This is a genomic window from Streptomyces canus (assembly GCF_001514145.1).
GTDB classification, from domain to species: domain Bacteria; phylum Actinomycetota; class Actinomycetes; order Streptomycetales; family Streptomycetaceae; genus Streptomyces; species Streptomyces canus.
On sequence record NZ_KQ948664.1, the window covers coordinates 133,049 to 149,669 of the forward strand.

The 16,621-nt window shown below is 68.5% G+C and carries 15 protein-coding genes and 1 pseudogene; 9 read left to right on the forward strand and 7 right to left on the reverse strand.

Translation table 11 applies throughout. The features are described 5' to 3' along the window. Nucleotides 1-188 precede the first annotated feature (188 nt). The 3 genes from AQJ46_RS27645 (at nucleotide 189) to AQJ46_RS27655 (ending at nucleotide 3,623) form a co-directional block, all read left to right on the forward strand. Nucleotides 189-1,301, forward strand: coding sequence for a LacI family DNA-binding transcriptional regulator (locus AQJ46_RS27645; RefSeq protein WP_079072440.1), 1,113 nt, complete (start codon nucleotides 189-191; stop codon nucleotides 1,299-1,301). Nucleotides 1,302-1,501: 200 nt separating this feature from the next. Further along, nucleotides 1,502-2,566 carry a metallophosphoesterase gene (locus AQJ46_RS27650; RefSeq protein ID WP_059208152.1) on the forward strand — a complete coding sequence of 355 codons (1,065 nt, stop codon included), beginning with the start codon at nucleotides 1,502-1,504 and terminating at the stop codon, nucleotides 2,564-2,566. A 193-nt stretch (nucleotides 2,567-2,759) separates the two neighbouring features. Next, nucleotides 2,760-3,623: a hypothetical protein gene (locus AQJ46_RS27655; RefSeq protein WP_059208153.1), complete on the forward strand. Its 864-nt coding sequence runs from the start codon at nucleotides 2,760-2,762 to the stop codon at nucleotides 3,621-3,623. A 108-nt stretch (nucleotides 3,624-3,731) separates the two neighbouring features. Here AQJ46_RS27655 and AQJ46_RS27660 read toward each other — a convergent pair. Then, nucleotides 3,732-3,878 (reverse strand): annotated as a pseudogene (locus tag AQJ46_RS27660) (thiamine biosynthesis protein ThiC); the annotation flags it as partial. Between the two features lie 805 nt (nucleotides 3,879-4,683). Next, the gene (gene thiC, locus AQJ46_RS27670; RefSeq protein WP_059208156.1) at nucleotides 4,684-6,480 is read right to left on the reverse strand and encodes a phosphomethylpyrimidine synthase ThiC; all 1,797 of its coding nucleotides are present in this window, start codon (nucleotides 6,478-6,480) and stop codon (nucleotides 4,684-4,686) included. Between the two features lie 253 nt (nucleotides 6,481-6,733). Between thiC and AQJ46_RS27675 the strand changes: the two genes are divergently transcribed. Continuing rightward, nucleotides 6,734-8,416, forward strand: a complete 1,683-nt coding sequence (locus tag AQJ46_RS27675) for a YibE/F family protein (RefSeq protein ID WP_059208157.1) — start codon at nucleotides 6,734-6,736, stop codon at nucleotides 8,414-8,416. Nucleotides 8,417-8,651: 235 nt separating this feature from the next. Here AQJ46_RS27675 and AQJ46_RS27680 read toward each other — a convergent pair whose 3' ends face one another. The 4 genes from AQJ46_RS27680 to AQJ46_RS27695 all read right to left on the reverse strand — a co-directional run bounded on the left by AQJ46_RS27680 (nucleotide 8,652) and on the right by AQJ46_RS27695 (nucleotide 11,107). Further along, entirely contained in the window at nucleotides 8,652-9,089 is a 438-nt protein-coding gene (locus AQJ46_RS27680; RefSeq protein ID WP_057609148.1) for an SsgA family sporulation/cell division regulator, read from the reverse strand. 98 nt (nucleotides 9,090-9,187) lie between these two features. Then, on the reverse strand, nucleotides 9,188-9,922 hold the full coding sequence (locus AQJ46_RS27685; protein WP_225887414.1) for an IclR family transcriptional regulator: 735 nt from the start codon (nucleotides 9,920-9,922) through the stop codon (nucleotides 9,188-9,190). 495 nt (nucleotides 9,923-10,417) lie between these two features. Further along, a complete protein-coding gene (locus AQJ46_RS27690) occupies nucleotides 10,418-10,630 on the reverse strand; it encodes a DUF5326 family protein (protein WP_037711649.1) in 213 nt (70 codons plus the stop codon). A gap of 159 nt (nucleotides 10,631-10,789) precedes the next feature. Continuing rightward, nucleotides 10,790-11,107 (reverse strand): cupin domain-containing protein, encoded by a 318-nt coding sequence (locus tag AQJ46_RS27695; protein ID WP_057609147.1) that lies wholly within the window; start codon nucleotides 11,105-11,107, stop codon nucleotides 10,790-10,792. A gap of 58 nt (nucleotides 11,108-11,165) precedes the next feature. Here AQJ46_RS27695 and AQJ46_RS27700 point away from each other — a divergent pair, with 58 nt between their 5' ends. From AQJ46_RS27700 to AQJ46_RS27720, 5 genes are all read left to right on the forward strand, one after another. Continuing rightward, on the forward strand, nucleotides 11,166-11,543 hold the full coding sequence (locus AQJ46_RS27700; protein ID WP_057609145.1) for a phage holin family protein: 378 nt from the start codon (nucleotides 11,166-11,168) through the stop codon (nucleotides 11,541-11,543). A gap of 6 nt (nucleotides 11,544-11,549) precedes the next feature. Further along, nucleotides 11,550-12,041, forward strand: a complete 492-nt coding sequence (locus tag AQJ46_RS27705) for a low molecular weight protein-tyrosine-phosphatase (protein WP_059208159.1) — start codon at nucleotides 11,550-11,552, stop codon at nucleotides 12,039-12,041. Continuing rightward, nucleotides 12,038-13,177, forward strand: coding sequence for a cystathionine gamma-lyase (locus AQJ46_RS27710; RefSeq protein ID WP_059208160.1), 1,140 nt, complete (start codon nucleotides 12,038-12,040; stop codon nucleotides 13,175-13,177). Before AQJ46_RS27705 ends, AQJ46_RS27710 begins: the two co-directional genes overlap by 4 nt. A gap of 225 nt (nucleotides 13,178-13,402) precedes the next feature. Then, nucleotides 13,403-14,323: a LysR family transcriptional regulator gene (locus AQJ46_RS27715; RefSeq protein WP_059208161.1), complete on the forward strand. Its 921-nt coding sequence runs from the start codon at nucleotides 13,403-13,405 to the stop codon at nucleotides 14,321-14,323. A gap of 88 nt (nucleotides 14,324-14,411) precedes the next feature. Next, on the forward strand, nucleotides 14,412-14,894 hold the full coding sequence (locus AQJ46_RS27720) for an NUDIX domain-containing protein (protein WP_057609139.1): 483 nt from the start codon (nucleotides 14,412-14,414) through the stop codon (nucleotides 14,892-14,894). A gap of 12 nt (nucleotides 14,895-14,906) precedes the next feature. Here the strand turns inward: AQJ46_RS27720 and AQJ46_RS27725 are convergent, their stop codons facing one another. Then, on the reverse strand, nucleotides 14,907-16,550 hold the full coding sequence (locus AQJ46_RS27725; protein WP_079072441.1) for a globin domain-containing protein: 1,644 nt from the start codon (nucleotides 16,548-16,550) through the stop codon (nucleotides 14,907-14,909). Nucleotides 16,551-16,621 lie beyond the last annotated feature (71 nt).

The window sequence follows — 16,621 nt, forward strand, 5'->3', positions numbered from 1 at the left end:
GACCTCTTCGAAACATCGGGGACTCGGCAGGCCCATGCGTGCCGACAAGTTACGTAATGCCATTGGATCGTTTAACTGGCTCTGTTTCAAAGGTAGTTGACGCCATATGACCTTGCAGAAACGTGCCTGTCAACGCGTGCATATGCGTCCGCCCTACCCCACCGCATGAGCCCTACTATCGGCTCGCCATGACAGCAGCAGGGAAGCACCAGGTGAGCCGCGCGGAAACCTCCCGTCGAGGCAGCCGGCCGGGCCGGGCGGGCATCAGAGACGTGGCCGCCGCCGCCGGAGTCTCCATCACAACCGTCTCCGACGCCCTGAACGGCAAGGGGAGGCTCCCGGACGCCACCCGCCGCCACGTCAGGGAGGTCGCCGACCGGCTGGGCTACCGACCCTCGGCCGCAGCCAGAACCCTCCGTACCGGCAAGTCGGGACTCATCGGCCTGACTGTGACGACGTACGGGGATGAACCTTTCACCTTCACCGAGTTCGCGTACTTCGCCGAGATGGCGCGGGCCGCCACCTCCGCCGCGCTCGCCCGCGGCTACGCGCTCGTCATCCTGCCCGCGACGTCGCGCCACGACGTGTGGTCGAACGTCGCCCTGGACGGCACCGTGGTCATCGACCCGTCCGACCAGGACCCGGTCGTCAGCGAGCTGGTCCGGCAGGGTTTACCGGTGGTGTCAGACGGCCGCCCGGCCGGTGCCCTCCCGGTCACCGCCTGGGTCGACAACGACCACGAGGCCGCCGTCCTCGGCATCCTCGACCATCTGGCCGACGCCGGCGCCCGCCGCATCGGCCTGCTGACGGGGACGACGACAGACACGTACACCCATCTGTCGACCAGCGCGTACCTGCGGTGGTGCGAGCGGGTCGGGCAGGACCCGGTGTACGAGGCCTATCCCGCCCACGATCCGTGCGCGGGCGCCGTCGCCGCCGACCGGCTGCTCGCCCGCCCGGACCGGCCGGACGCCGTCTACGGCCTCTTCGACCCGAACGGCACCGACCTGCTGGCCGCCGCCCGCCGCTACGGACTGCGCGTCCCCGACGACCTGCTGATCGTCTGCTGCAGCGAGTCCACCGTGTACGCCAGCACCGAGCCGCCCGTCACCACGCTCTCCCTCAAGCCGCGCCGCATCGGCACGGCCGTGGTCCAGCTCCTCATCGACGCCATCGAGGGGGTCGAAACGGACCAACCGGTCGAGCAGGTGATACCGACCGAGCTGATGGTGCGCACCTCCTCCCAGCGGCGTGCCCCGCGCACGACGGTCAGCTCGCCGCGGTCGCCCGAGGAGAAGTAGCAGGAAGCGGCCGGGCGAGGGGCCAAGCCCGGCCCAATCGGGGCGAATGCCGCGGTGAACAGGAGTCTTGCTCCGATTCACTACCCCTGGGTCATCACACGGCGCGATCCGCATTCCTATGATGGGCCCACGACACCGCGGGCCGCTGCGACCAGGCAGTCCGAAGCGGTGCAGATGCGGCGCGATGGTGGAGGGGTCTGATGACTCAGGGGGCCGGTCAGGGACCCGAGGTGGAGCGCACGGCGGTGCTGCGCGACTTCCGGGTGCCCGCGTACGTCAACGAGACCGGTCCGTACGGCCACAGCACGCACCCCGGCGACGTCGTTCCGGCCGACGAGGAGGCCTACCCGGAGGGTTACACCCCCACCGAACAGGACCTGCCCGTCATCCATCAGGGTGACGATCTCCAGGCGGCCGCCGACCCGGCGGCTCAGGCGGTGGACGGTCCCGGTCCGCTGTTCGTCGTCGGTGACGTCCACGGATACCTCGACGAACTGACGTCCGCGCTCCAGGCCAAGGGCCTCGTCGACGCGGCCGGCAACTGGTGCGCGGGCACCGCCCGGCTCTGGTTCCTCGGCGACTTCACCGACCGCGGGCCCGACGGCATCGGCGTCATCGACCTCGTGATGCGGCTGTCCGCGGAGGCCGCCGCGGCCGGCGGCTACTGCAAGGCCCTCATGGGCAACCACGAACTGCTGCTGCTCGGCGCCAAACGGTTCGGCGACACCCCCGTCAACTCCGGCGCGGGCACCGCCACCTTCCAGGCGGCCTGGCTGCTCAACGGCGGACAGAAGACCGACATGGACCGCCTCCAGGACCACCATCTGCAGTGGATGGCACGGCTGGACGCCGTCGAGGAGGTCGACGGACATCTGCTCGTCCACTCCGACACCACCGCCTATCTCGACTACGGCGACTCGATCGAGGCGGTCAACGACACCATCCGCGAGACCCTCACACGCAACGACGCGGACGAGGTGTGGGATCTGTTCCGCAAGTTGACCAAGCGCTTCTCCTTCCGCGACGAGGGCGGCGCCGACCATGTGCGTTCACTGCTCGATACGTACGGCGGCACCCGCATCGTCCACGGCCACAGCCCGATCCCCTATCTGCTCGGCGAAGTGGGTTCCGAGGACGATGAGGACGAATCCGGTCCGGTGGTCGAAGGACCGCACGTCTACGCCGACGGACTGGCCATCGCGATGGACGGCGGGGTGACCATGGCCGGAAAACTGCTGGTCCAGCAATTGCCCCTGGATATCTGAACGTTCGCGGGGCAGTCGTTCCCGCAGGACGGACCGACCAGCGACCACGCAGGCCAGAGGCCAATTTCTGGAAACCCCCTGTCACCCTGTGCCGTGACCGCTCTACCATCTGCTTATCCGTAGCAGGCTCCCCTCCGTTTCTGCCCGACGGCTCGTTGGCATGCGAGCCCCAAGCCCTACGGAGCATCGGGGGATGCACATGAACAGCGTTCCGCAGCACCTGCACAGCGAGGACCGCCAGGAGTACGAGCGGATCCTCGATGAGGCGCTGCGCTCCGCACCACACCGTCCCGAACTGGCCGCTGTCGGACAGCGGCTGAATCCCGAACAGCTGCGCACCATGGCGCTCAACGCCACCGCACTCGTCACGGCGGCCGCGGCGACCGAGTACCAGCACTACGTGAAGGTCCGCGAGGAACAGCGCCGACCGGCGGCGCCGTCCACCCTGTCGTCCGTGCATGAACCCGGTCCCGCCGAGTCGGGCACGAGTGCGATGGGGCTCGCCACCACCATGGGGGAGGTCGCCGAGACCGCGGGTGCGGGCGCCGTCGCCGTCGCCGCGGTCCTGACGCCCGTCCTTGCCGGAATCGCCGCGGCGATCTTCCTACTCGTGGGTTACATCCTCCAGATGCTCAGCCCACCACCGGCGTTCGCCCACGCCATGATCACCATCGGATGGGTGTTCGGCGCCCTGACCGCGGCCGCGATCCTCGTCGCCGCTGTCGGGCTGCTGCTCACCGCCCTGCGCAACCGGCCCTCGCCGGACGCGGGGTACGGCGAGCTGAGCGAGGAGGTGGCACGGGCCCGGGACGCCTGGCGCGAAGCTCTGCTGGAACGCGGCATCCTCCCCTTCCTCAGGGAGGCCCTGGCCGACCCCGGAACCGCCGCACTGCACCACACGGCTCCACCCGCACCGACCAGTCGGATGCCCAGCCTCGGCTACGACCGCCCGGGCTTCAGCAGCCCGGACGACGGAGCGTCCGGTGCCCGCCCGAGCTTCAGCAGCCCGGACTACACCAGCCCGGACTTCGGGGGGCCGGAACACCAGCCGGAGTAGCGCCCGGCACAGCCCCTCGGCTTGCGCCCCCACCACGGGGAGCGCAAGCCGAAGACCCGGCCGCGGGCCGGCCGCCGATGCGCCACGCCGGTCGGCGATGCGCCTACGTCAGTCCGTGATCGGCAGATACACCCGGTTGCCCGCTGCCGCGAACTCCTTCGACTTCTGGGCCATGCCCTCCTCGATCTCCCCCTGGCTGTCGCCGTGGCGACGGCGGATGTCCTGGGAGATCTTCATCGAAAGCAGCTTCAGGCCTGAGTCCGAACCCAGCTTCGTCCCACAGCGCTCCCCTCCCGGCAGAGCACGTGGACCAGCCGCCGACTACGCGGGCGGAGCGAAAGGATCACGAGGCGGCGCCGATGCACCCTTCCCGAATGCGCTCGGCGGCGGAACAGCAGCCCAGTCCGGCCCACGGTGCTCGAGCCACCACATGCCAATGGTGTGGAACTTCTCGTCGAATCCACTGTCCCACGCAAGGAAACCGGAGAGGGGTGCCCGCAAGCGGGTTCGGCGGCCGCCGGCTTCGTAGATCACGACAGTCCGGGTCCCCTGGTAAGGCTCCATGTGGATGGCTTGTATCTCGGCCCACTGGATGGTCCGGCGGCGAAGGCTGTGCACAACGGCAGTCGACTGCGTGAGTGTGACACCGAAGTACCGACCGGCGATCAGCAGCACGATCGGCATGACGGCCCACATACCAAACGTCTCGGCCACCTCAGTCCCCAATGGCGCCCCATCCAGCCACCCCCAGACGTGCGCGCCCGTGAAGACGACAAGGAGAGGCAGAACAGGTAGCACGCGTTGCAGACGCGTCAATCGGTAACGGACACGCTCCGGTACAGACCGGACCTGCGATCGCTCCACCAACCCCACCCCTCACAAAATGCGGCCACGACCCAGCGCGTGATCGCCAAGGCAGCATCGCGGGCCCGGGGCAGCTTGTCTATCCGCCTACTCCTGGAAGCCGAGCGGTCGGCCTTCGGACAGTTGCAGAGCTGGAGCGGAACAGGACGACCCGCGAGTGTCGTATGAGCCGCGGGCCGTTCCGTAGAGGTCCGGGTTAGTCCGCCAACGGTAGGTACACCCTGTTCCCGCTGGCCGCGAACTCCTTCGACTTCTGCAGCATGCCCTCAGCGACCTCCTCGGGGGAGGCCCCCGCAGCCGCCGTGCCACCGAACCGCTCTGTGATGCTTTGGCTAATCTTCATCGAGCAGAACTTCGGCCCGCACATGGAGCAGAAGTGAGCCGTCTTCGCCGGTTCGGCCGGGAGAGTCTCGTCGTGGAACTCCCGGGCCGTGTCGGGGTCGAGGGCCAGGTTGAACTGGTCCTCCCAGCGGAACTCGAAGCGGGCGTCGGAGAGGGCGTCGTCCCACTCCTGGGCGCCGGGGTGTCCCTTGGCGAGGTCGGCCGCATGGGCGGCGATCTTGTAGGTGATGACACCCGTCTTGACGTCGTCCCGGTTGGGCAGGCCCAGGTGCTCCTTGGGCGTGACGTAGCAGAGCATCGCGGTGCCCCACCAGGCAATCATGGCCGCGCCGATGCCGGAAGTGATGTGGTCGTAGGCCGGCGCGACGTCGGTGGTCAGCGGGCCGAGCGTATAGAACGGAGCTTCATCGCAGATCTCCTGCTGAAGGTCGATGTTCTCCTTGATCTTGTGCATCGGGACGTGCCCCGGGCCCTCGATCATGGTCTGTACGTTGAAACGCTTCGCGATCCGGTTGAGTTCCCCGAGCGTGCGCAACTCCGCGAACTGTGCCTCGTCGTTGGCGTCCGCGATCGAACCGGGCCGGAGGCCGTCTCCCAGCGAGTACGTGACGTCGTAGGCGGCGAGGATCTCGCACAGCTCCTCGAAGTTCTCGTACAGGAACGACTCCTTGTGGTGCGCGAGGCACCAGGCCGCCATGATCGAGCCGCCGCGCGAGACGATGCCGGTCTTGCGGTTGGCCGTCAGTGGGACGTACGGCAGGCGCACTCCCGCGTGGACCGTCATGTAGTCCACGCCCTGCTCGGCCTGTTCGATGACGGTGTCCTTGTAGATCTCCCAGGTCAGCTCCTCGGCGCGGCCGTCGACCTTCTCCAGCGCCTGGTAGAGCGGCACCGTGCCGATGGGAACGGGGGAGTTGCGCAGCACCCACTCGCGAGTGGTGTGGATGTTGCGGCCGGTGGACAAGTCCATGACCGTGTCAGCGCCCCAGCGGGTCGCCCAGGTCATCTTCTCCACCTCCTCCTCGATGGAGGAAGTCACCGCGGAGTTGCCGATGTTGGCGTTGACCTTCACCAGGAACCGCTTGCCGATGATCATCGGCTCGATCTCCGGGTGGTTGACGTTCGCCGGCAGCACCGCGCGCCCCGCAGCGATCTCCTCGCGGACGACCTCCGGAGCGACGTTCTCCCGGATGGCCACGTACTCCATCTCGGGTGTGATCTCACCGCGACGGGCGTAGGCGAGTTGCGTGACCGCGTCGCCGTCACGGCTACGGCGCGGCTGGCGTGGCCGCCCCGGAAAGACCGCGTCGAGGTTACGGAGGCCACCCCGCGGTGAGGTGTGCTTGATCCCGTCGTCCTCCGGGCGCACGGGACGTCCCGCGTACTCCTCGGTGTCACCGCGGGCGATGATCCAGTTGTCCCGCAGGGGCGCGAGGCCCCGTCGGACATCCGTCTCGGTGAGCGGATCGGTGTACGGGCCGGACGTGTCGTACAGCGTGACCGACTGCCCGTTGGTGAGGTGCACCTGACGGACCGGCACCCGCAGATCGGGGCGCGAGCCCTCGATGTACGCCTTGTGCCAGCCGATGGACTTCCCGGCCTCCCCGTCGAGCTGGTCGGAGGCAGGCGTGCGCGCGTCCTTGATGGTCATGAGACCTACTCCCTACGCCGGCATTACCCGGTAACAGGTTCGGCGGTCGACGCAGCGGTTTCCGTCTGCCGACGTTTCGTGGGGAACGTCACTCGCTTGAGATGACGTTCCACGTGAAACATCGCTGGGACGGAGGTCAGCGCCCTCTCAGCCCGGTGCTCCGAGCTCCCGCGTGTACAAAGGTGGCTCCACGCTAGCGTCAATTCGGGCGCGGTGAACAGAGGGCCCCTGTCGTTCTTGCGATGATCGGTCGGTGACCACGACGCATCAGCCCCCGTACCCGCCTCCCGAGCCTCCGCGCCGGCCGGGCTCCGGAAACGGCCCCGGCAACGGCTCCCGCGAGAGCTTCGGAAACGGCGGCGCCGACGGCTGGCACGAGCATGAGCACGACCGTCAGGGCGGGCACGGCGGCCAGGGCTACGGGTACGGACCCAGAACTGGTGGCGAAGGCCAGGACGGTGGCAGTGACCTGGGCGGCGGCCGGGGTGGTGGCGGTCAGGGTGGTGGTGACGGCCATGGGCATGGACCCGGCGACGGACACGGGCATGGGCAGAGGGGCGGTTCAGGGTCCGGCAACGGTGGCGGGCACGGTCACAGTCACAGCCACGGACCGGCGACTCCCGTCTCCAAGCACCTGCGCAAGGTCATCGCGGCGATCCTCATCCCGTTCGGCGTAGCCGTGGTGGTGGGGCTCGCGGTGCTGTGGCCCGGTGGCGCCCCGGCACACGAACGCACCGGGGTGGGCTTCGACCGGCAGACCCAGCAGGCCACCGTCAGCAAAGTCGTGAGCGTCAGCTGCAAGTCGGTGAACGCGTCGGGGGAGGCCCCGACCGGGGACACCTCCACGGCCGAGGGCTCCTCCGCCGAGCAGCAGGCGAACGGCACCTGCAAGAAGGCGACGATCCGGGTCGACACCGGCAACGACAAGGGCCGCACCTTCACGGAGATCGTCCAGCCGGACCAGTCCCGGCAGTTGCACGAGGGCCAGAAGGTCGTGGTCGCCTACGAGCCCTCGGCGCCCAGGGATCTGCAGTACTCGGTCGCCGACGTGAACCGCAGGCTCCCCATGGGGCTGCTCGCCGGCATCTTCGCGCTCGCCGTGGTGATCGTCGGGCGACTGCGCGGTGTCATGGCGTTGGTCGCGCTGGCCGTCAGCTTCATGCTGCTGAACTTCTTCGTCCTGCCCGCGATCCTGCAGGGCTCGAACCCGCTCCTCGTGGCGGTGGTCGGGTCGAGCGCCATCATGCTGATCGCCCTCTACATGTGCCACGGTCTTTCGGCCAGAACCTCCGTGGCGGTGCTGGGCACACTGATCTCCCTGATTCTGATCGGCATCCTCGGATCGCAGTTCATCGGTTGGGCCGCGCTCACGGGCAACACGGACGACAACACCGGGCTCATCCATGGGCTGTATCCGTCGATCGACATGAGCGGCCTGCTGCTCGCCGGCGTCATCATCGGCTCACTCGGTGTCCTCGACGACGTGACGGTCACGCAAACCTCGGCGGTCTGGGAGCTGCACGAGGCCAACCCGACGATGGGCTGGCGCGGGCTCTACCGCGCGGGTATCCGGATCGGGCGCGACCACATCGCTTCCGTCGTCAACACGCTCGTCCTCGCCTACGCGGGTGCTGCGCTGCCGCTGCTGCTGCTCTTCTCCATCGCGCAGTCCAGCGTGGGGACCGTCGCCAACAGTGAGCTGGTGGCGGAGGAGATCGTGCGCACGCTGGTCGGCTCGATCGGTCTCGTCGCCTCGGTACCGGTCACCACGGTCCTCGCGGCCCTGGTGGTCTCGGCCGACCGGCCGGAAGCGGAGGCGGTGGGTACGGGAGCAGGGGCTCCTGTACCCGTGCCGGCGACAAGCGTGAGCGCGGGCACGGCCGACAGCCGGCCGGCAGCGGCACGGGGTGGCAAGGGGCGGCGACGCAAGCGCTGAGATGAGCCCCAGGGGGCCAAGCCGGGTCTGGGGCCCACCCACTCCAGCGCGAGGGCGACTTCAAGTCTCGTCAGAAGCGTCCTGGGGGGCTCCCGGCTCCCTGCGTCAACGATGAGACCCGTTCACCGTAGAACGTGAGCGGGCACGCCCGCTGGATCACGCCGCATCGGCAGAAGCGTTCCTGCGTCCTCCCACCTCACGAGGAAGCGGGCCGTCACCTCACGGCCCCAAGGCGTCAGCCCGCGCTCTGTTCCTCCGCCAGGATCCGGTCCAGCGCCTGGTCGAGATGGGTGTCGAAATCGGCCAGCGCAGTCTCCTGCCCCAGCGGCACCAGCTTGTCGGTGCGGTCGAGGAACGCGATGACCGGCGCCGTCGACGAGCGGAACAGTGCCTGATCAGCGCCGACCTGAAGCCTGATCAGGACATCGCCGAGCAGGTCGGAACCGGCGGGCGAGACCCGCACATCGCCCTCACCACATGGCCGGCCCACCCCGTCGATCAACAACTCACGGCCGAAAGCCCAGGTCACCGGGTCGTCGCCCGGGAGATGGAAGGTCAGCCGGACTGCGTAGGGATCGCAGGCCTCGTAGCGCAGCTCCACCGGGATGCGGAAGGAGAGCTCCTCCGAGACGAGAAAGCTCATCATGACCTCTGCCTGTACGGACTCGCGCATCGCCTACCCCGTCATCTGCCTTCGTTGGCCGGGAATGATCCCTCTGACACTGGTGGCATCTTGCTGAACGTGCACGACAGATCACAAGGAGTGAGTTTTCAGATACTGATAGAGATCGCCAGCGTGCCCATCAGCCGCCCGATTTCCTCCTGCAGTTGCTGGGTCGCGGCCAGCAACCGGTCCGCCTGATGGGCAGGCAGGGAGATGGCCATCGTTGCCGCAGCGTTACCCAATGTGATGGGAATGGCCGCGCACACCGTCCCCAGTGCGTACTCCTGGCGTTCGGTCACCGGCTCCATCCGCGCGGTCCGTTCGAGACGCCGGAGCAGACTGTGCCCGTCGCGCACGGTGTACGGGGTGATGGACTGCACGGGGTACCGGTCGAGGTGGTCGCGCCGAGCCTCGTCGTCGAGCTGGGCGAGAAGACACTGTCCGATGGCGTGCGCGTGTCCGGTCTCGCGGAAGTCGGCCCACTCCTCGACCGCCGGGTTGCCGGGGCTGTCGGAGACACAGAGGACCTCGATCTCGCCGTTCCGGTACTGCGCGTAGTACACCGGCACGCCGATCAGGTCGCGCCAGTGCGCGAGTGCTTCGACGACGGTGCTGCGACGTTTCTGCTCGGCTCCGCTGCTACTCAGCCGCTCGGCCGCTTCGCCGAGGAAGAACAGGCCTTTGTCGCGGCGCAGATAGCCCTCGTGCACGAGGGTACGCAGCAGGTGGTACGCCGTGGGAAGCGCCAGCCCGGTCTCGCGGGCGAGTTGTTTGGCGGGGGCTCCGTGCTCGTGCTCCGCAACGGACTCAAGCAGACGCATCGCACGCTGGACGGACCCGATGAGCGTGGCGGAGTGGGTCTGTTCGGGCGCTACGGAGGAGGGCGTCGCGTGACGCTGGACGGGGGCTGACGGCCGTACGGGAGCGGATGTCTGTACGGGAGCTGACGGCCGTGCGGGGACTGCCGGTCGTACCGAAGCAGGCGGCCGTACCGGAGCAGGCGGCCGTACCGGAGCAGACGGCCGTACCGGAGCAGACGGCCGTACGGGAGTTGTCGGTTGTACCGGCGCTGTCGGCTGTGTGGGGGCCGTCGTCGAACGGGTGTCGATCTGTGCGGGTGCGGTGTCAACCGTGGCCAAGGGTCACTCCCGGAGCGCGAGGGGGGCAGCCCGTGCGGGAAACACGGGAGGGGGTGTACGCCGCTCGCGGGGTCGTCCCCGCGTCGAGTCCGGACTTTAACGGTCCGCCACCGCACGCATACGGTCCGTCCGGGAAACTTCCCTCCCCCGAGGGAACGGGGGATTCCTGTTACCGGTCGCCCCGCCCGCTCCGGACGCTCACCAGTCGCTGCGCGACGAAGAGCTCGACATGAACTTCCGCACGACGTAGACGAGTCCGCCGACCAGGGCCACGAAGACCAGCAGCTTGAAGAGCAGGCCGATGACGAAGCCGACGACCGTGGCTATCAGCCCGCCGAACACGACCAGGGCAATGACCGGCACAGCGATCCACTTCACCCACCACGGCAGCCCCGCGAAGATCTCTCCCATCGCACTTAACCTCTCTCAAGTCCTGCACGGTCCGGCCCTTCTGGTACCGGATCCAACAATGTCCTGCACTCGATGCTAGGGCCGGCAGGTGCCTCTGCGGGGGCCTCGCACCCCTTGTCCTCCCCTGACTGATCCCCTAGGGAACCCCGAGACCGCAGGTCAGCTCTCCGGGGGAGAGAACACCACCATGACCCTGAGGTCCTCGCTGATGTGGTGGAACTTGTGGGCGACACCGGCCGGCACGTACACCACGCTGCCGCGCGACACTTGAGTGGTCTCCATGCCCACGGTGATCGCCGCGCGGCCGCTGACCACGAAGTAGACCTCGTCCTGGCCGTGCGGCTGCTGCGGATCCTGGGCGCCCGCGTCGAGTGCGTACAGACCGACGGACATGTTCCGCTCACGCAGGAACTGCAGGTAGGCACCGTCGTTGGCGGCGCGCTCCGCCTCCAGTTCATCCAACCGGAATGCCTTCATCGACTTAGTCCGCCCTCGTCAGTGCCCGTAACCGATCTCTTCTGTCACGATCAGACACATGAAGAATTTCGTAGTCAAGACGATCGCCAACGCGGGTGCCCTGGCGGTCGCGGTGTGGCTGCTCGACAAGATCACCCTGACCGGTGACAGCACCGGCAAGAAGGTCTGGACGCTGATCCTCGTCGCCCTGGTCTTCGGCCTGGTGAACTTCCTGATCAAGCCGGTCGTGAAGGTGCTGACCTTCCCGTTGTTCATCCTGACGCTCGGCCTGTTCACACTGATCGTCAACGCGCTGATGCTGCTGCTCACCTCGTGGCTCGCCGACAAGCTCGACCTGAGCTTCCACGTCGAGGGGTTCTGGACCGCCGTCCTGGGCGGCCTGATCATCTCCATAGTGGCCTGGGCCCTGCACGTCGTCCTTCCCGACGAGGACTGAGGAGGAATGACCTACCGCGTCTGTTTCGTCTGCACGGGCAACATCTGCCGTTCCCCGATGGCCGAGTCGGTCTTCCGCGCCCGCGTGGCGGAGGCCGGCCTGGACGGTCTGGTCGAGGTCGACAGCGCCGGAACGGGTGGCTGGCACGAGGGCGACGGCGCCGACCCCCGCACCGTGTCCGTCCTGGAGGCGCACGGCTACGACGGCGGCCACACGGCCCGGCAGTTCCAGCCGTCCTGGTTCTCCCGCCTCGACCTCGTCATCGCTCTCGACACCGGCCACCTCAAGGCCCTGCGACACCTCGCACCCACCCCAAAGGACGCCGGGAAGGTACGTCTGCTGCGTTCGTACGATCCCGCCGCGGGCGACGAGCTCGACGTTCCTGACCCGTACTACGGGGGCCTGGACGGCTTCGAGGAGTGTCTTGAGATGGTGGAGGCGGCGAGCGAGGGTCTGCTCGCCGAGGTGCGCGAGCAGACGGAAGGACGGGTTGCATGAGCGACAGGGCTGCGGACAAGGGAGAGGGCACGCGCGCGGTGCGGGCCGGACTGCCCGAGGCGGCGAAGAACGAACCGACCCTGCCCGGTCCGGCCTTCGCCGCCCACTTCCATCTGCCCGGGGAGGTCGACGGCCCGTACACCTACGGCCGCGACACGAACCCGACCTGGAACCTGCTGGAAAGCGCCATTGGGGAGCTGGAGGCGCCGGGGCAGGACGGGGTGGAGACACTGGTCTTCGCCTCGGGCATGGCGGCCATTTCCGCTGTGCTCTTCTCCCAACTGCGCGCGGGCGACACCGTGGTCCTGCCCGACGACTGCTACCAGGCAATGCCCCTGGTGCAGGCACAACTGGAGGCGTACGGCATCGAGGTGCGCACCGCTCCGACCGCCGGTGACGCCCAGCTCGACGTCTTGGTCGGCGCACAGCTGTTGTGGATCGAGACGCCGTCGAACCCCGGCCTCGACGTGTGCGACATCCGACGGCTCGTCGAGGCGGCACACGCGCGTGGGGCGCTCGTAGCCGTCGACAACACGCTCGCCACTCCGCTCGGCCAGCGCCCGCTGGAGCTCGGCGCGGACTTCTCCGTGGCCAGCGGCACCAAGCAGCTCACAGGGCACGGGGACGTCCTCCTGGGGTACGTAGCCGGCCGCGAGGGCGGGGCCATGGACGCCGTACGCCGTTGGCGGAAGATCGTCGGTGCGATCGCGGGACCGATGGAGGCCTGGCTCGCGCATCGCTCGATCGCCACGCTCCACATGCGGGTCGACCGGCAGAACGCGACCGCGCTCGTGCTCGCCGAGGCGTTGCGCGAGCGGCCGGAGGTGACCGGGCTGCGCTATCCGGGACTGGCCGACGACCCCTCGCACAAGATCGCATCGCAGCAGATGCGCCGCTATGGATGCGTGGTCTCCTTCACGCTCCCCACGCGCGCGCGTGCCGACCGTTTCCTCGACGCTCTGCGGCTCGTGGACGACGCGACGAGCTTCGGCGGGGTGCGCTCCACGGCCGAGAGGCGTCGGCGCTGGGGCGGGGACGACGTGCCCGAGGGCTTCATCCGCTTCTCGGTCGGGGCGGAGGACCCCGAGGATCTGGTGGCGGATGTGATGCGTGCTCTGGACGAGGCCAGGGACTGACCGATTCCTCAGGGCTCCGCAGGTGTCCTGCTACGTACAACGGACGGTCCGAGCCTCCCCCCTCGTGGCTCGGACCGCCCCGGTTCTGCGCGCGAAGAACCGCGCGAACAAGGCTAGTTGACTCTCTGTCAGTGTCCAATCACAGTAGCGACAGAGACCTATCGACATATTTATAGTTGGGCCCTGCCTCAAGGCCGGGAGAAGGGCAGGGAAGGGGGCATCGCCATGGATCTGGCTTTGCTGCGCACCTTTGTGACGGTGCACCGGGCCGGTTCCTTCACCCGTGCCGCCGCGCTGCTGGGCCTCTCACAGCCGGCCGTCACCTCGCAGATCCGCACCCTCGAGCGGCAGTTGGGACGCCCTCTCTTCCTGCGACAGGCCCGCGGAGTGACCCCGACGACCATGGGCGACGAACTCGCCCACAAGGCCGCCCCCCATCTCGACGCCCTGGTGGAGATCACCGAGACCGGCCTCGACGACGAGTCGTCCCTGAGGACGCTGCATCTCGCGGGGCCACCCGAGTTCACCGCCGAGCGGGCGCTGCCCGCCCTCACCGAGCTGACCGGCGAGGACGGCCAGGGCTACGCTCTGCGGGCGTCCTTCGGAAACGCCGAGGAAGCACTGGAGGGTCTGGCTGCCGGGCATCACGATCTGGCCATCAGCACGGCCCGTCCGCGAGGTGCGCTGCTCACGGCGAGCACGCTCTGCGACGAGGAGCACGTCCTGGTCGCCGCCCCGAAGTGGGCCGGTCAGATCGGCTCAGGGGAGGCGCTCAAGACTGTTCGGTCGGTCAAACGAGCCCCCGCGTTCGAGAACGTCCCCGTGATCGAGGTGCACGAGTCTCTCCCCTTCGTTTCGCGCTACTGGGCCTCCGTCTTCGACTCCCGCCCGGCTGCACCGGGCACCGTTGTCGTCCCCGATCTGCGTGCGGTGCTCGCATGCGCGGCCAGGGGCGCCGGACTCGCGGTGCTGCCGCGCTATCTGTGCGCCGCAGCCCTGGAACGTGGCGACGTCGTCGCCCTTTACGAGCCCACCGTGCCGCCGCTTCGGACGTACTTCCTGGTGGTGCGCACCGGAACGCTGGCCATGCCGCACATCGCACGGGCGCACGAGTGGTTACTGCGGGCGGCTGCCGACTGGTGCTGAGCTGGTGCTTTGCGGATTTCACGCAGTGAGTCCGACCGATGACCACATGCGATGTTTCACGTGGAACCATCCGGGCCACATTCCCCCCATGACCGTCCGACCCGTGGTCAAGCGCACCGCCCGTGCCGTCCTGCTGGACGGTGACGACCTGATCCTGATCAAGCGCACCAAGCCCGGCATGGATCCTTACTGGCTGACTCCCGGCGGTGGAGTCGAGCCGACGGACACGACCGTCGTCGACGCCCTGCACCGCGAGGTGTACGAGGAGCTCGGCGCCAAGGTCACCGACGTGGTGCCCTGCTTCGTGGACACCGTCGAGCACATCGGCGACGACGGCGGCGCGACCGGAGTGAAGGTGCAGCACTTCTTCGTCTGCCACCTCGAGTCCATGGACCCGTCCCTGCGGCACGGGCCAGAAGTGGACGAGCCCATCGGAGAGTACGAGATCGTCCGGGTGCCGTTCACCCGCGTCGGGATCGCCTCGGTCCACCTCGTCCCGCTGTCCCTGCGGCACTATCTGGATGGCAACATCGAAGGCGTACGGGCCATGCACGCCCCGGATCTGGGCTGACCTCTCACCGGGTCACTGCGCGAGGACGATTTCCTCCACGGAATCGTGGCGTATGCGTTCCGACGGAATTCCGATGGACCTGAGGGTGTCCACACCGCTGCGGATCATGCCGGGCGGGCCCGAGAGGTAGGCGTCGTACTCGTGCCAGGGGCCGTACTCGCGTACGGCGTCCGGAAGCTGCAGATGAGCCTGCTGATCGACGAAGGCACGGACGGACAGCCAGGGATGGGACTGCTGGAGCCTGAGCATCGTGTCGATGTCGTACAGGTCGTTGTCGGTGCGGGCTCCGTAGAACACCTCGACCGCCCGTCGTGCGCCGTGTTCGGCCACGTCCTCGACCAGTGCCTTGATCGGGGCTATGCCGGTGCCGCCGCCCAGGCAGAGCAGTCCGCTGTCGGTGGTGTGGTCCACGGTCATCGACCCGGTGGGCGGGCCGAGCCGGATGATGTCGCCAGGGTGGGCCCGGTGCACCAGGGCGTTGGAGACCCAGCCCGCGGGGACTGCCTTCACGTGGAACGACAGCAGACCGTCCGAGCGTGGCGCCGAGGCGAAGGAGTAGTGCCGCCATATGCGCGGCCACCACGGCGTCTCCAGGCTTGTGTACTGGCCGGCGAGGAACGGGTAGGGCTGGTCGGGCCGGACAGTGACGACGGCGACGTCCGGCGTCCTCAGGTCGTGTGACACGACCTCCGCATACCACCAGGCAGGGGCGCGCAGCTCGTCCGCGGCCGCCGCGTCGATCATCACCTGCGAGATCGTCGTGTACGTCCGGACCCAGGCCGCTTCCGTCTCCGTGTCCCAGATACCGGAGGCGTACTTGCTCAGCGCGCCGATGAGGCACTCCCCGACCGCCGGATAGTGCTCGGCGCGGGTGCCGTACTTGCGATGGCCCCGGCCCAGGTTCTGCAGGTAGTCGACCAGGACCGGTGTGTTGTCGATGTGCTCGGCCGCCGTCAGCAGTGCCCTGAGCAGGCGGTCCCGCTGGGCGTCCATGGCGGCGGGGAACAGCGGACGCAGATCGGGGTGGCGTACGAAGAGCAGCGCGTAGAAGTACGACGTGACCTTCTCGGCGACAGGGGCGACCTCGGCCATGGTCCGGCGGATGCGGACGGCGTCCGGGGAGGGCGGTTGGTCCCTCGGGGACAGGCCCGGGAACTGCGGCGGGTCGGTGCCGGGCGTGGTGGTGGCGCCCTGGGGCGGGGAGGAGCGCTGGACGGGCACTCGGAGGCCCGCGGAGGGCGTGACGTCCGGCACGTTCGGAGGCTGAGCGGGGGCGGAACTCGGGGTCGGCGAAGTCTGCTCCGCTGGGGGTATCTCCTCCGGCCGCGCCGGGAGCTGTGTCTCGTCGGCCGGCGCCGCTATCTCCTCGGCGGGTGTCGCTGCCTCGCCGTCGGTCTGCGAGCCGGGCGGCGCTGCGGCCTCGTCCGACGGGTCCGCTTCAGTGGCTGTCGAGGGCCCTGGCGAGTTACCCGTCCCCGGCCTGCGGACCGGGCGCAGCGCGGCCAGCCTGCTTCCCTCCGCCGTCTGCTGTTGTTCGGCGCCGGGCGCCGCCGTCGGCTGATTGCGTGACGTGAACCAGCCGCCCCCGCCCCCGGATATGCCGTTGTCGGCCGACATGGTGGTCGGAGCGTCCATGGTGTGCCTCGCCTCGAACATCTTTCGGTCGGTCTGCGCACTTCCTCGGTCGGAAGATGCCTGCTTCCCCCGCAGACGGCTTGCTTTCCCCG

Bases quoted from the DNA above. Each gene is read 5' to 3' on its own strand.
- AQJ46_RS27645 (WP_079072440.1), top strand. From the start codon at position 189: ATGACAGCAGCAGGGAAGCACCAGGTGAGCCGCGCGGAAACCTCCCGT.
- AQJ46_RS27700 (WP_057609145.1), top strand. From the start codon at position 11,166: ATGAAGAATTTCGTAGTCAAGACGATCGCCAACGCGGGTGCCCTGGCG.
- AQJ46_RS27690 (WP_037711649.1), bottom strand. From the start codon at position 10,630: ATGGGAGAGATCTTCGCGGGGCTGCCGTGGTGGGTGAAGTGGATCGCT.
- AQJ46_RS27655 (WP_059208153.1), top strand. From the start codon at position 2,760: ATGCACATGAACAGCGTTCCGCAGCACCTGCACAGCGAGGACCGCCAG.
- thiC (WP_059208156.1), bottom strand. From the start codon at position 6,480: ATGACCATCAAGGACGCGCGCACGCCTGCCTCCGACCAGCTCGACGGG.
- AQJ46_RS27715 (WP_059208161.1), top strand. From the start codon at position 13,403: ATGGATCTGGCTTTGCTGCGCACCTTTGTGACGGTGCACCGGGCCGGT.
- AQJ46_RS27705 (WP_059208159.1), top strand. From the start codon at position 11,550: ATGACCTACCGCGTCTGTTTCGTCTGCACGGGCAACATCTGCCGTTCC.
- AQJ46_RS27680 (WP_057609148.1), bottom strand. From the start codon at position 9,089: ATGCGCGAGTCCGTACAGGCAGAGGTCATGATGAGCTTTCTCGTCTCG.
- AQJ46_RS27720 (WP_057609139.1), top strand. From the start codon at position 14,412: ATGACCGTCCGACCCGTGGTCAAGCGCACCGCCCGTGCCGTCCTGCTG.
- AQJ46_RS27695 (WP_057609147.1), bottom strand. From the start codon at position 11,107: ATGAAGGCATTCCGGTTGGATGAACTGGAGGCGGAGCGCGCCGCCAAC.
- AQJ46_RS27725 (WP_079072441.1), bottom strand. From the start codon at position 16,550: ATGTTCGAGGCGAGGCACACCATGGACGCTCCGACCACCATGTCGGCC.
- AQJ46_RS27710 (WP_059208160.1), top strand. From the start codon at position 12,038: ATGAGCGACAGGGCTGCGGACAAGGGAGAGGGCACGCGCGCGGTGCGG.
- AQJ46_RS27650 (WP_059208152.1), top strand. From the start codon at position 1,502: ATGACTCAGGGGGCCGGTCAGGGACCCGAGGTGGAGCGCACGGCGGTG.